At 71.9% G+C, this 13,914-nt stretch carries 12 protein-coding genes; 5 read left to right on the top strand and 7 right to left on the bottom strand.

The features are described from left to right. Positions 1-101 precede the first annotated feature (101 nt). The 5 genes from ACGFNI_RS01300 to ACGFNI_RS01280 all read right to left on the bottom strand — a co-directional run bounded on the left by ACGFNI_RS01300 (position 102) and on the right by ACGFNI_RS01280 (position 4,987). On the bottom strand, positions 102-1,019 hold the full coding sequence (locus tag ACGFNI_RS01300) for a thioredoxin domain-containing protein (RefSeq protein ID WP_393679471.1): 918 nt from the start codon (positions 1,017-1,019) through the stop codon (positions 102-104). Positions 1,020-1,068: 49 nt separating this feature from the next. Beyond that, the gene (locus ACGFNI_RS01295; protein ID WP_393679470.1) at positions 1,069-1,764 is read right to left on the bottom strand and encodes a hypothetical protein; all 696 of its coding nucleotides are present in this window, start codon (positions 1,762-1,764) and stop codon (positions 1,069-1,071) included. Positions 1,765-1,886: 122 nt separating this feature from the next. Then, positions 1,887-2,750: a thioredoxin domain-containing protein gene (locus ACGFNI_RS01290; RefSeq protein ID WP_393679468.1), complete on the bottom strand. Its 864-nt coding sequence runs from the start codon at positions 2,748-2,750 to the stop codon at positions 1,887-1,889. A 90-nt stretch (positions 2,751-2,840) separates the two neighbouring features. Then, positions 2,841-3,500 (bottom strand): hypothetical protein, encoded by a 660-nt coding sequence (locus ACGFNI_RS01285; RefSeq protein WP_393679466.1) that lies wholly within the window; start codon positions 3,498-3,500, stop codon positions 2,841-2,843. A gap of 143 nt (positions 3,501-3,643) precedes the next feature. After that, the gene (locus ACGFNI_RS01280) at positions 3,644-4,987 is read right to left on the bottom strand and encodes a DUF2252 domain-containing protein (RefSeq protein ID WP_393679464.1); all 1,344 of its coding nucleotides are present in this window, start codon (positions 4,985-4,987) and stop codon (positions 3,644-3,646) included. A gap of 303 nt (positions 4,988-5,290) precedes the next feature. Here ACGFNI_RS01280 and dnaE point away from each other — a divergent pair, with 303 nt between their 5' ends. Next, positions 5,291-8,833: a DNA polymerase III subunit alpha gene (gene dnaE, locus ACGFNI_RS01275; RefSeq protein WP_393679462.1), complete on the top strand. Its 3,543-nt coding sequence runs from the start codon at positions 5,291-5,293 to the stop codon at positions 8,831-8,833. 73 nt (positions 8,834-8,906) lie between these two features. Here the strand turns inward: dnaE and ACGFNI_RS01270 are convergent, their stop codons facing one another. Then, positions 8,907-9,080 carry a hypothetical protein gene (locus ACGFNI_RS01270; protein WP_393679460.1) on the bottom strand — a complete coding sequence of 58 codons (174 nt, stop codon included), beginning with the start codon at positions 9,078-9,080 and terminating at the stop codon, positions 8,907-8,909. A 274-nt stretch (positions 9,081-9,354) separates the two neighbouring features. On the opposite strand from ACGFNI_RS01270, the gene ACGFNI_RS01265 reads away from it, so the two are divergent. The 4 genes from ACGFNI_RS01265 to ACGFNI_RS01250 all read left to right on the top strand — a co-directional run bounded on the left by ACGFNI_RS01265 (position 9,355) and on the right by ACGFNI_RS01250 (position 13,380). Next, positions 9,355-10,647: an NYN domain-containing protein gene (locus tag ACGFNI_RS01265; RefSeq protein ID WP_393679458.1), complete on the top strand. Its 1,293-nt coding sequence runs from the start codon at positions 9,355-9,357 to the stop codon at positions 10,645-10,647. A 73-nt stretch (positions 10,648-10,720) separates the two neighbouring features. Next, on the top strand, positions 10,721-11,731 hold the full coding sequence (locus tag ACGFNI_RS01260; RefSeq protein WP_393679456.1) for an ABC transporter ATP-binding protein: 1,011 nt from the start codon (positions 10,721-10,723) through the stop codon (positions 11,729-11,731). Positions 11,732-11,809: 78 nt separating this feature from the next. Further along, on the top strand, positions 11,810-12,640 hold the full coding sequence (locus ACGFNI_RS01255) for an ABC transporter permease (RefSeq protein WP_393680304.1): 831 nt from the start codon (positions 11,810-11,812) through the stop codon (positions 12,638-12,640). A 68-nt stretch (positions 12,641-12,708) separates the two neighbouring features. Then, entirely contained in the window at positions 12,709-13,380 is a 672-nt protein-coding gene (locus tag ACGFNI_RS01250; protein ID WP_393680302.1) for an ABC transporter permease, read from the top strand. A gap of 22 nt (positions 13,381-13,402) precedes the next feature. Here the strand turns inward: ACGFNI_RS01250 and ybaK are convergent, their stop codons facing one another. Next, positions 13,403-13,912: a Cys-tRNA(Pro) deacylase gene (gene ybaK / locus ACGFNI_RS01245; protein ID WP_393679454.1), complete on the bottom strand. Its 510-nt coding sequence runs from the start codon at positions 13,910-13,912 to the stop codon at positions 13,403-13,405. Positions 13,913-13,914: the final 2 nt, after the last annotated feature.

The raw sequence follows: 13,914 nt of genomic DNA, 5'->3' as shown, positions 1-13,914 counted from the left end.
ACCTTACTGGCCGGTACGGGCGACGGGGAGAGCGCGCTCCTGGAATTCATCCACCCGTCGCCCGTACGGCAGTTGCGCCGCGGCGGCGCGGCCGGCGGGGCTCAGTGCCCGGCCGTCGGGTCCTTCTCGCCCGCGGCGATGCCCTTTCCGCCGCCTTCCTTGCCGCCGTCCTTGCCGGTGCCCTTCGCCGGGCCGAACTCCTTGTCGATCATCTTCCGGAAGTTGGCGTCGGCGTACTCGTTGTACTCCTCCTGCGTCATCCGCTGCCGCGGCACCTCGGGCAGCACCAGCTTCTTGTCGCCGTGCATGAAGGACGGCGTGGCCTTGATGCCCTTGCGGCCGAACAGCGCCGTCATGTCCATCGCCCAGCGGTCGTAGGTGCCCTTCTTGACCGCCGTCTCGAACGCCTTGTTGTGCTGGAGCGCCGGCACCTCGGCCGCGACCTCGATCAGCCTGGCGTCCTTGGCGTACGCGTCGTCCCGCTCGTCGGGGTGGTTCTTCGCCGAGTACAGCGCGGACTTGTACGCCAGGAAGGCGTCCGGGCTGACGTTGAGCGCGGCGCCGAGCGCGCTCAGCGCGTTCTTCGAGCCCTCGCCCTGGTTGCCGTCCAGGAAGGTGTAGAGGGTGAAACGGGCCTTGTAGCGACCGTCCTTGATGTCCTTGAGCAGGGACTTGCCCGAACTCTGCTCGAAGGAAGCGCACATGGGGCAGCGCAGGTCCTCGAAGACCTCCAGGGTCTCCTTGGCGTTCTTGTCGCCTATCAGGATCTCGGTGCCGTTCTTGCCCTGGGTGTGCGCGGGCTTGACCAGCTTCGCCTCCTTGGCGGCTTCCCAGCCGGTGGGCTCGGTCGCCTTGACCACCGCGAAACCGATGGCGCCCGCGACGACCAGGACGCCCACCACGGCGCCCGCCACCGTGAGTTGGCGGCGCGTCCTCTCCTTCTTCTTCTGCCTCTCCCGCTCGGCGCGGATCCGTTCGCGGGCCGCCGACTTGCCTGCCTGGCTGTTGCGATTGCTCATGGGGGGTGTCCGATCCTCGTCGTGACTGAAGGGCGCGTGTACGGCGTGCTCAGGGAGCGACGGCGGCCGGCGGGCCGCGGCGCGGCAGACAGCGGACCAGGAAGAGGAGGCCGCACACCCGCGGCCGTGGGTCGGGCGGGCCGGTGCGATGGCGGGGCGGCGGTGGCGCGGCGGCCGTCGCGCGCAGGGTGCGCAGCGGCCGGAACGCCTCGGTGGCGGCGGCCCGCAGCAGCCGGTCGAGCGCGGCGTCGCCGCGGCGCAGCCAGGCGGCGGCGAGCAGCCCGGCCGCCAGATGGCCGGCGAGCAGCAGCCAGGGCACGGCACCGGGCGCACCCGGCAGCGGGCCGCCGGGGTGGGCGGCCACCCCGGCCAGCGGGGTGCCCCACGCGCCGCCCCGGCACAGCAGATCGACGCCGACGGAGTGCAGCGGCCCGGTGACGGGCCCGCCGGCCGGGCCGTAGCAGGCGTACTGGCCCGTGGTGAGGACCGTGTCGGCGGCCAACTCCAGCGGCACCAGCAGCGCGGCGATCGCGGCGTACCCGCGCTCCCTGCCGGTCAGCGCGTACGCCGCGGCGAACACGGCGGCGCACAGGGCCGCGAGGATCGCGTACGGCAGCGGGGCGCGGGAGAGCAGGACGTGCGAGGCGGCGGACAGGGTGACGCACAGCGCGGTGAACACCGCGGCGCGCACCGCTCTCGGCCCGGCCCCCGAACGGGCCCGGTGGTCAACTCCGGTCCCCTGCATGCCGGGAGTCTGCCATGAGCACGGCAGACTCCCGGGTCAAGATTTGGCATCGGCCCGCGGACGGGGGGCGGCGGGCGGCGGTGCCCCCGAGAACCGGATCCGGTGGCCGGATCCGGCCGGGATCAGGACTTCTCGGCCTCGTCGACCATGCTGGTGAACTGCTCGGGGGTGGTCGGCGCGACCTTGCTGCCCGTCGAGCCGTCGGCGCCGATGACCGTGCCGTTGACCTTGACCGTCGGGGTGTTCTGGACGTCCTTGTGCGAGTTGAACTCGTCGGACATCTCCAGCGCCCACCGGTCGTAGGTGCCCTTCTTGACCGCCTTCTGGAAGGCCGCGTTGCCCTTCAGCGCGGGGACGGTGTCCGCGACCTTGATCAGGTAGCTGTCGTCGGCGAACTTGTCCGGGCCCATCTCGTCCGGGTGGAACTCCTTCGAGTACAGCGCCTCCTTGTACGAAAGGAAGGCGTCGGTGCTGACGTTCAGCGAGGCGCCCAGCGCGCTGAGGGCGTTCTTGGAGCCGGTGCCCTTGAGGTTGGCGTCCAGGAAGGTGGCGAGGTGGAAGTGCGCCTTGTACTTGCCGGCCTTGATGTCCTTGCGGACCGTCTCGCCCACGTTCTGCTCGAAGTTGGCGCAGCCGGGGCAGCGCGGGTCCTCGAAGAGTTCGAGGGTGTTCTTGGCGTCCGGCTTGCCGACGACGAGGGTGGTGCCCTTGCCGCCCGAGGTGTTGGCCGGCTTGACCAGCTTGGCCTTGGCGGCCTTCGCCCACACCTTGCTGTTGCCCGCCGCCGCGGTGGCGCCCCCGCCGTCATCGCCGCCGGAGTTGGCGACCATGACACCGATGCCGCCGGCCACGGCCAGAACCGCGACGATCGCGCCGCCGACCGTCAGCTGCCTGCGGACCTTGTCCTTCTTCGCCTGCCGCTCGCGCTCGGCGCGCAGCCGCTCGCGCGCCGCCTGCTTGTTGGCCTGGTTGTTGCGATTGCTCATGACTGATCCTGCTCCGTGGAAGGGATGTGCGTACTGACGTACCGGCGCGGCGACCGCTACGGGCGCTGCGCGTGGTGCCGGGCCGTGGCCTCAGGCAGCGAGCACACAGGGCGGTCCACGGCGTACGACGCAGTGCACGAGCAGCGGGACGGCGCGGGCGGGCGGCCCGTCGGCGGCCCGCGGGGCGGCCGGGCGGTCCGTGGCGGACACCCGGGCGACCATCGCCGCGGCGATCAGCAGCGGCCGGAAGGCGAAGCCTGCGACGGCGCCGAGCAGTTGGGCCAGTGCCGCCTCGCCGCGGCGCAGCCAGGCGGCGGCCAGCAGGCCGATGAGCAGATGCGCGCCGAGCAGCAGCAGCCAGGCCGCGGCGGACGCGTCGCGCGGGCCGTGCTCGGGCAGCTGCGCCAGCGGCGTGCCGACGTCGCCGCCGCCGCACAGCAGGTTCACGCCGAGGGTGCGCAGCGGACCGGTCACCGGGCCGCTGCCGTAACAGGTGTGCTGGCCGATGCTGAAGGACGCGTCGGCGGCCAGTTCCAGGGGCACCAGCAGGGCCGCGATCCGGCCGTAGCTCCGCTCCCGTCCTGCCAGCGCGTAGGCAAGCGCGAACACGGCGGCTGACAGCACGGCGACGGTGGTCAGCGGCAGCGGCATCCGGGACAGCAGGACGTGGGACGCCGCGGACAGCGTCACGCACAGCGCCGTGAAGAGCGCCGCGCGCACCGCCCGCAGGTGCGCCGCCGAGATGTCCATGGCAGCGAGTGTGCCATGGGCCGGGGCGGGAGCCACGAAAGGGGTGGTGAAGGGGGGTGCGGCGGAAACCGCGCGGGAGGCGGGCGGCCCGTGGAGCCGGCTCCCGCCGCCAGGACCGCCCCGGACTGCCCGGCCGCCGCGGGTCACAGCCCCGGGATCCGGCCGTTGCGGAAGAGGTCCACGAAGATCTGGTGGTCGGCGCGGGCGCGGGCGCCGTAGGTGTGCGCGAAATCCACCAGCAGCGGTCCGAAACCCTCCTCGTCGGCGGCGATGGCCGCGTCGATGGCCCGCTCGGTCGAGAACGGCACCAGCGAGTGGCCGCTCTCGTCGTCCGCCGCCGCGTGCATCGTCGCCGTGGCCCGGCCCAGGTCGGCCACCACCGCGGCGATCTCCTCCGGGTCGTCCAGATCCGACCAGTCCAGGTCCACCGCGTACGGCGAGATCTCGGCGACCAGCTGGCCCGCGCCGTCCAGCTCCGTCCAGCCGAGCCACGGGTCGGCGTGCGCCTGGAGGGCGCGCTGCGAGATGACCGTGCGGTGCCCCTCGTGCAGGAAGTACGCGCGGGCCCCGGCGTCGGTGACGTGCCGGGAGACCGCGGGGGTCTGCGCCTGCTTCAGGTAGATCACCACGTCGTTCTCCAGGGCGTCGCTGTTGCCCTCCAGGAGGATGTTGTACGACGGCAGCCCCGCCGAGCCGATGCCGATGCCGCGCCGGCCCACCACGTCCTTGACGCGGTAGGAGTCGGGGCGGGCCAGGCTGGACTCCGGCAGCGTCTCCAGATAGCCGTCGAAGGCCGCCAGGACCTTGTAGCGGGTCGCCGCGTCCAGCTCCACGGACCCGTCGCCCGCGGCGAAGCGCCGCTCGAAGTCGCGGATCTCGGTCATCGAGTCCAGCAGCCCGAACCGGGTCAGCGAGCGCGCGTCGCGCAGCGCGCCCAGCAGCGGGCCCTGGGCGGTGTCCAGAGTGAAGGGCGGCAGCTCCTCGCCGGCGGAGCCCCCGGGCGCGGACGCCAGCGCGTGGATCCGCTCGCGGTAGGCCGCGGCGTAGGTGCGCACCAGCTCCGTGATCTGCCCGTCCGAGAGCGCCTTGGCGTAGCCGATCAGCGCCACGGACGCGGCGAACCGCTTGAGGTCCCAGGTGAACGGGCCGACGTACGCCTCGTCGAAGTCGTTGACGTTGAAGATCAGCCGGCCCGTGGAGTCCATGTACGTGCCGAAGTTCTCGGCGTGCAGATCGCCGTGGATCCACACCCGGCCGGTGCGGTCGTCCAGGTACGGGCCGCCGTCCGGCACCGCCTCCAGGTCCTTGTAGAACAGGCACGCCGCCCCGCGGTAGAAGGCGAACGCCGAGGCGGCCATCTTCCGGAACTTGACGCGGAAGGCCGCGGGATCGGCGGCGAGCAGCTCTCCGAAGGCGGTGCCGAAGACAGCGAGGATCTCCTCGCCGCGCTGCGCGGTGTCCTGCGCCGGGGCGTGCTGGGGCGACATCGCTGGGTGCCTCCTGGCGGTGACGTTCGGGACGGATGGCCGGACGGACGAGCGCACCGGTGGCCGGAGGGACGACCGGTGCGGACGCTCCGCCGGTGACAACGCGCGAGGACGCCCGCGAGTGCCCGGCGGGGCCGCCGTCCGCCACCCGGAGCGCTGCGGGCCGGCCGCCTTCGCGGCGGTGATGTCAGTGCCGGGTCGTAGACTTCGAGACCGTCCACCCGTCCGCCGGCACCCCCTCGCCGAGGTCGCCGAGCGCCGCGCCGTCCCCGCCGTCCCCGCCGTCTCCGGAGGTCTCCAGCCGTGTCCAAGCCGCCCTTCACGCACCTGCACGTCCACACCCAGTACTCCCTGCTGGACGGTGCCGCGCGGCTGAGCGACATGTTCAAGGCGTGCAACGAGATGGGCATGACGCACATCGCCATGTCCGACCACGGCAACCTCCACGGCGCCTACGACTTCTTCCACTCCGCCCAGAAGGCCGGGGTGACGCCGATCATCGGCATCGAGGCGTACGTCGCGCCGGAGTCCCGGCGGACCAAACGCAAGATCCAGTGGGGCCAGCCGCACCAGAAGCGGGACGACGTCTCCGGCTCGGGTGGTTACACCCACAAGACGATCTGGGCGGCCAACAAGACCGGCCTGCACAACCTCTTCCGGCTCTCGTCCGACGCGTACGCCGAGGGCTGGCTGCAGAAGTGGCCGCGGATGGACAAGGAGACCATCGCCAAGTGGTCGGACGGGCTGATCGCCTCCACCGGCTGCCCCTCGGGCGAGCTCCAGACCAGGCTGCGCCTGGGCCAGTACGACGAGGCCCGCAGGGCCGCGGGCGAGTACCAGGAGATCTTCGGCAAGGACCGGTACTTCCTGGAGCTGATGGACCACGGCATCGACATCGAGCGCCGGGTGCGCGACGACCTGCTGAGGATCGGCAAGGAGGTGGGCATCCCGCCGCTGGTCACCAACGACTCGCACTACACCTACGCGCATGAGTCCGTCGCGCACGACGCGCTGCTGTGCATCCAGACCGGCAAGAACCTCTCCGACCCGGACCGCTTCCGCTTCGACGGCACCGGCTACTACCTCAAGTCCACCGACGAGATGTACGCCATCGACTCGTCGGACGCCTGGCAGGAGGGCTGCCGCAACACCCTCCTGGTCGCCCAGCAGATCGAGACCGACGGCATGTTCGAGAAGCGCGACCTGATGCCGAAGTTCGAGATCCCCGACGGCTTCACCGAGGTCACCTGGTTCCAGGAGGAGGTCCGGGTCGGCATGAACCGCCGCTTCCCGGGCGGCATCCCCGAGGACCGGCAGAAGCAGGCCGAGTACGAGATGGACGTCATCATCCAGATGGGGTTCCCCGGCTACTTCCTCGTGGTCGCCGACTTCATCATGTGGGCCAAGAACCAGGGCATCGCCGTCGGCCCCGGCCGAGGCTCCGCGGCCGGTTCGATCGTCGCGTACGCCATGGGCATCACCGACCTCGACCCCATCGAACACGGCCTGATCTTCGAGCGGTTCCTCAACCCCGAGCGCGTGTCCATGCCCGACGTCGACATCGACTTCGACGAGCGCAGGCGCGTCGAAGTGATCCGGTATGTGACGGAAAAGTACGGCGCCGACAAGGTCGCCATGATCGGCACCTACGGCAAGATCAAGGCCAAGAACGCGATCAAGGACTCCGCGCGCGTCCTGGGTTACCCGTACGCGATGGGCGACCGCCTCACCAAGGCCATGCCCGCCGACGTCCTCGGCAAGGGCATCGACCTCTCCGGCATCACCGACCCCAAGCACCCGCGCTACAGCGAGGCGGGCGAGATCCGGGGGATGTACGAGAACGAGCCGGACGTCAAGAAGGTCATCGACACCGCCAAGGGCGTGGAGGGCCTGGTCCGGCAGATGGGTGTGCACGCGGCCGGCGTGATCATGTCCAGCGAGCCCATCGTCGACCACGCCCCGGTCTGGGTCCGGCACACCGACAACGTCACCATCACGCAGTGGGACTACCCCCAGTGCGAGTCGCTCGGCCTGCTCAAGATGGACTTCCTGGGCCTGCGCAACCTCACCATCATGGACGACGCCCGCAAGATGGTGGAGGCCAACAAGGGCATCAAGCTGGAGCTCCTCGAGGTCCCGCTGGACGACCCCAAGACGTACGAGATGCTCTGCCGCGGTGACACGCTCGGCGTCTTCCAGTTCGACGGCGGCCCGATGCGCTCGCTGCTGCGCCAGATGCAGCCCGACAACTTCGAGGACATTTCCGCCGTTTCGGCCCTGTACCGGCCGGGCCCGATGGGCATGAACTCGCACACGAACTACGCCGAGCGCAAGAACGGCCGCCAGGAGATCACCCCGATCCACCCCGAGCTCGAGGAGCCCCTGAAGGAGACCCTCGGCCTCACCTACGGCCTCATCGTGTACCAGGAGCAGGTGCAGAAGGCCGCCCAGATCATCGCCGGTTACTCGCTCGGCGAGGCCGACATCCTGCGCCGCGTGATGGGCAAGAAGAAGCCCGAGGAACTGGCGAAGAACTTCGGCATCTTCCAGGCGGGCGCCCGCAAGAACGGCTTCTCCGACGCGGCGATCCAGGCCCTGTGGGACGTACTGGTCCCGTTCGCAGGCTACGCGTTCAACAAGGCGCACTCCTCGGCGTACGGCCTGGTCACCTACTGGACCGCGTACCTGAAGGCCAACTACCCGGCCGAGTACATGGCCGCGCTGCTCACCTCGGTCAAGGACGACAAGGACAAGTCGGCCGTCTACCTCAACGAGTGCCGCCGCATGGGCATCAAGGTGCTGCCGCCGAACGTCAACGAGTCCGAGCAGAACTTCGCCGCCCAGGGCGACGACGTGATCCTCTTCGGCCTCTCCGCCGTCCGCAACGTCGGCACCAACGTCGTCGACGCGATCATCCGCTCGCGCAAGGCCAAGGGGAAGTACGTCTCCTTCCCCGACTACCTCGACAAGGTCGAGGCCGCCGCCTGCAACAAGCGCACCACCGAATCGCTGATCAAGGCCGGTGCGTTCGACGAGATGGGGCACACCCGCAAGGGCCTCACCGCACAGTACGAGCCGATGATCGACAACGTCGTCCAGGTCAAGCGCAAGGAAGCCGAGGGGCAGTTCGACCTCTTCGGCGGCATGGGCGACGCCACCGCGGACGAGGGCCCCGGTTTCGGCCTGGACGTCGAGTTCTCGGACATCGAGTGGGACAAGGCGTATCTCCTCGCCCAGGAACGGGAGATGCTGGGCCTGTACGTCTCCGACCACCCGCTGTTCGGGCTCGAACACGTACTGTCCGACAAGGCGGACGCCGCCATCGCCCAGCTGACCGGCGGCGATTACTCGGACGGCTCGATCGTCACCATCGGCGGCATCATCTCCGGCCTCCAGCGCAAGATGACCAAGCAGGGCAACGCCTGGGCCATCGCGACCGTCGAGGACCTGGCGGGCTCCATCGACTGCATGTTCTTCCCCGCCACCTACCAGCTCGTGTCGACCCAGCTCGTCGAGGACACCGTGGTGTTCGTCAAGGGCCGCCTCGACAAGCGCGAGGACGTACCGCGGCTGGTCGCCATGGAGATGATGGTCCCCGACCTCTCGGAGGCGGGGGCGAACGCGCCGGTGACGATCACCATCCCGACGGTGAAGGTCACCCCGCCGCTGGTCGAGAAGCTGGGCGAGGTGCTGACCAGCCACCGCGGCGCCACCGAGGTGCGGATCAAGCTCCAGGGCACCCGGAAGACGACGGTGCTGCGCCTCGACCGGCACCGCGTCACGGCCGATCCGGCGCTGTTCGGCGACCTGAAGGTGCTGCTCGGCCCGTCCTGCCTGGCCGGCTGAGCGGCAGGCACGCACGCACGCGCGAGGGGCGCGCCCGCATCGGGCGCGCCCCTCGACTTCGGTGCGGGATACGTCAGTTGTGGCCGAAGCGCCGCTGGTGCTTGCGGGCCACGTCCGCCGGGCTGCCCTGCGCGGACTGCTGCGGCTGCGAGATGGCTTCGATGGTCGACTTCTGGGCCTGCTCGCGGCCGTGTTCGGCCGGGCCGCTCTTCTGCTGCTTACTTCGGTCCTTCTTGTGCTTGGCCATGATCTGCCTCCTGAGGGGGATCCTGGGATCGGGGCCGCGACCAGAGTTACATGCCGGACACCACCCTGCATTTCGGGCAATTACCATGAGTGAGAAGCGCAAGTGTCCGGCACCACCCGCGGAACCGCCGAATCCGCCACGCCGATGATCCAGGTCGGGCAGATAACCCCCGTACGGTCGGGCAGACTCGAAGGTAAACCCGAAGGAAACTCGCGCCACCAGGCCCGAGTCGGGGGGCGACCGGACTTCAGCACCTCAGGGAAGAGGGTGGAACATGGATCGCTGCGTCGTCCTGGTGGACGCCGGATACTTGCTCGGCGCCGCCGCGAGCCTGCTGGCAGGAGAGCCCGCCCGGTCCCGGATCACCGTCGACCACGCCGCCCTCATCCAGGGCCTGCGTCAACGTGCCGAAGCCGACACCGAACAGCCGCTGCTGCGCATCTACTGGTTCGACGGCGCCCCCGACCGCGTCCCGCAGCCCGAACACCGCAGGCTGCGCGTGATGCCCCGGGTCACCGTCCGGCTCGGCGCACTGACCCGCAGCGACGGACGCTGGGCACAGAAGGGCGTGGACGCGGCCATGCACGCCGAACTGACCGAACTCGCCCGCAACCGCGCCTGCTCCGACATCGTCCTGGTCACCGGCGACGGCGATCTGCTGCCCGGCCTGATGTCCGCGAAGGAACACGGCGTCGCCGTCCACCTCTGGGCCGTGCAGGCCGCCGACGGCGACTACAACCAGTCCGAGGACCTGGTCGCCGAGGCCGACGAACGCCGGGTGCTGGACCGCACCTGGATCACCCGCGCGGTACGCGCGAAGGAACTGGGCGGCCCCTGCGCCCCGCCGCCGGTGCCCCGCCCGGAGATCGCCGCCATCCTCTCCGCGCCGCTGCCCGAATCCGCCGTCGCGGCAGCCGCGGCAGCGGCCTCCGCCTCCGGGCCCGACACCGACGAAGGCGGCCACGAACGGCACGGCAACGGCAACGGCAGCGCCAGGCCCGCGGCCGAACGCGAGGGGGCGACCGCCGGGAGCGAGAACGGCTCGGGCGGCGCCAAGGTCGTCCCCACCCCCAAGGACCTCGCCGGGCTCGGCCGCGCGCCCGGCGCGTCCCCGTCGCCCGCCGCACCCCAGGTGCCCGCCCCCAGCGCCACCCTGCGCTGGTCGTCGGACAAGGGCTGGGTGGAGCGCGGCGGCCCGGTCGGCGAACCGTCCGAGACCGCGCTGCTGCCCACCCTCGCCCAGCTGACCAGCGCCGAGCAGCGCTGGGCCGACCGCGAGGAGGACATCACCGCGGTCAGCGGCGACCCCTTCGAGGTCGGCCAGGTCTTCGCCAGGCGCTGGACCGACCGGCTCTCCGGCACCACCCACCTCCAGCTGCTCTCGACGGAATACCCCCGCATCCCGCACCGCATCGACGGTGAACTCCTGCGCTACGCCGCCCGCTTCGGGCTGCTCGCCCACAAGGACGACCAGATCGACGAGCACGACAGGTACGCGATCAGGGCCGGCTTCTGGCGCGAGGTGGACCAGCGCACCGCCGCCGAACACGCACCGGCCGGGGACTGACCCGCCCGCACCCGGCCCGCCACCGCCGCCCCGCGGGCCGGGGGCGGGCCGGGGACGCGTACCCTCATAGCTCGTGAGGACGGGCGCAAAACAGGCGGACCGCGGCGAGACGGTGTGCGCCGTGCGGGACCTGGTCAAGACGTACCCCGCGATGCGCGGGCGCCGCGGGGCGGCACAGGCGCCTGCCGTACGAGCCAGCGACGGCATCTCCCTGGACGTCCACCGCGGCGAGATCTTCGGTCTGCTCGGCCCCAACGGCGCCGGCAAGTCCACCCTGGTCCGCCAGCTCACCGGACTGCTGCGGCCCGACTCCGGCAGCGTCCGGATCCTCGGCCACGACGTGGTGCGCCACCCCGAACGCGCCGCCCGGCTGCTCGGCTACCTCGGGCAGGAATCCACCGCCCTGGACGAGATGACCGTCTCCCTGGCCGTGGAGACCACCGGCCGGCTGCGCGGCCTCGACCCGCGCCGGGCACGCGCCGAGCGGGACGCGATCCTCACCGAACTGGAACTCGGCGAGCTGGCGGGCCGCCCCCTGAAGAAGCTCTCCGGCGGGCAGCGCAGGCTGGCCTGCTTCGCCACCGTCCTGACCGGCGAGCGGCCCCTGCTGGTCCTGGACGAGCCGACCACCGGCATGGACCCGGTCGCCCGGCGCGCCGTCTGGGCCGCCGTCGACCGCCGCCGGGCCGAGCGCGGCGCGACCGTCCTCCTGGTGACGCACAACGTCCTGGAGGCGGAGAGCGTCCTGGACCGGGTCGCGGTGATCGACAGGGGACAGGTGATCGCCTGTGACACGCCCGGTGGGCTGAAGGAACGGGTGAGCGACGGGGTGCGGCTGGAGCTGGTGTGGCGTGACCGTCCGCCGCTCGGCGTCCCCGAGGTCGCCGCGCTGCGGGCGGCGGCCCGCGTGTCGGGGCGCCGCTGGAGCCTGCGGCTGCCCGCCGACGAGGCCCGCGCCGCGGTCGCCGCGGTCACCTCGGGCGCCGCCTTCGCCGCCCTGGACGATTTCACGCTGGCCACCCCGAGCCTGGAGGATGTCTACCTCGCGCTCGGCGGCCGGTCCGATGGGCTGGTCAAGGCGTGAGCCGCGGCGTACGCAGGCCGGGCGGCAGCGGGCCGCGGCGCCGCGCCGTACCGAGGAAGGCAGGATGAACGCGTGAGTGTGGTGCCCGTGCAGGCGGTGACCGAGGCAGGTGCGGTGCCCCCCGGCGCCGGGGAACGCGCCGGACACGGCCCGGCGGCACCGCTGGCACCGCGCGCCCGGCTGCTGCCCGCGCTCGGCGCCGTCTACCGCGCCCAGCTCTCCCGGGCCCGGGTCGCGCGGATCCCGCTGCTGTTCGTCGCCACCTTCCAGTCCGTCGGAATCATGGTTCTGATGCGCGGCGTGGTCGACAGCGCACAAGAGGCCCGCGCCGTGGTCTCCGGATCCAGCGTGCTGGTCGTCGCGTTCGTCGCGCTCAACCTCCTGGCCCAGTACTTCGGGCAGCTCAGGGCGGGCGGCGGCCTCGACCACTACGCGACGCTGCCGGTGCCGCCGGCCGCCGTGGTGCTCGGCGCGGCCGGCGCGTACGCCTCGTTCACGGTGCCGGGGACGGTGGTGACCGCCCTCATCGGCTGCGGCCTCTTCCAGCTGCCGATGGCCAACCTCTGGGTGCTGGCCGCGGTGCTCCCGCTGGCGGGCGCGGCCCTGTCCGGCCTCGGCGCCTTCCTCGGCCTGCTCGCCCCGCGTCAGGAACTCGCCACCCTCTGCGGCCAGTTGGGCATGTCGGCCGCGCTGCTGCTGGGCGTGCTGCCGGCCGAGCGGATGCCGACACTGATCGGCTACGCCCGCGATCTGCTGCCCTCCACCTACGGCGTGGAGGCGCTGTCGCGCACCTTCGAGCCCCATCCGGACTGGCTCGCGGTCGGCGCCGACCTGGGCGTCTGCGCCGCCGTCGGACTGCTTTCGCTGGCCCTCGCGACCTGGGCCTTTCGCCGGGCGGCGAGCCGGTGACCGGCGCCACCGGCCCCGACGGCCGTCCTGCTGCCGACAGCACCCCGTCCACCTGGCACGATGACGGGGTGACCGCACCGCTGACGCCCGACAACGAACCGTCCGACGAACCGCAGAACCCGGGGGCCGCGCCCGCCACCGGCTCATCGGCAGACCCGTCCGCCCACCCGCCGTCCGCCGCCGACGCACCGCCGTTCGGCCGTGAGCTGCGCGACGCCGCGGTGATCACGCTTGCGGTGGCGGTCAGCGGCGCGCTGCTCGGTGTGCTCTGGGCCTGGCTGGCGCCGCACATCCCGCTGGTCGCCGACACCCGCAACGTCTACCTCAAGAACACCGAGGGCGAGGAGGCGATCGGCGCCGACGGCACCTTCGTGCTGCTCTCCCTCGGCTTCGGCCTGGTCAGCGCCGCCGCGGTCTTCCTCTTCCGCAGGCGCGGCGGCGTCCCGCTGGTGATCGCCCTGGTCATCGGCGGACTCCTGGGCGCCGTGCTCGGCTGGCAGCTCGGCATGACGCTGGGCCCGACCGACGACGTCGTCGCGCACGCCAAGCAGGCAGGTACCGGAGTGACCTTCGACGGGCCGCTCCGCCTCCAGGCGATGGGCGCACTGCTGGCCTGGCCGATCGCGGCGATGGTGACGCAGCTGGTGCTGACCGGGCTGTTCGGGCCGCGCGACCCGGAGCCCGAGATGTTCGCGGCGCACTGGCCCGACCCGCACGAGCAGCGGTCACCGGACGCCTGAGGCCGTACGGGCAGGCCCCCGCTCAGCCCCGCGCGATCGGCGCGACCAGCGCCCCGGTGAGGGAGACCAGGTCGGCGGGGGCCAGCTCGACCTCCAGGCCGCGCCGGCCGGCCGATACACAGACCGTCGCCCGGCCCTCGGCCGACGCGTCCACCACCGTCCGCAGCCGCTTGCGCTGCCCCAGCGGCGAGATCCCGCCGCGTACGTATCCCGTGCTGCGCTCGGCGGCTGCCGGGTCGGCCATCGCGGCGCGCTTGCCGCCCACCGCGGACGCCAGCGCCTTGAGGTCGAGGGCACCGGAAACCGGCACCACGGCGACCGTCAGGGCGCCGTCCACCTCGGCCAGCAGCGTCTTGAACACCTGCTCGGGCGCCACCCCGAGCGCCTCGGCCGCCTCCTCGCCGTAGGACGGGGCGGCCGGGTCGTGCACGTAGGAGTGGACGGTGAACGGCACACCGGAAGCGGCCAGGGCGACCGTCGCCGGGGTGCCGCCCGCGGCTCCGGGCCGGTCCTTCTTCGACTTCTTGGACAACG

This window comes from Streptomyces sp. NPDC048644, assembly GCF_043199105.1.
Taxonomy (GTDB): domain Bacteria; phylum Actinomycetota; class Actinomycetes; order Streptomycetales; family Streptomycetaceae; genus Streptomyces.
The sequence above is the reverse complement of the archived record's forward strand: the minus strand, read 5'-3'. Positions and strand labels throughout refer to the sequence as shown.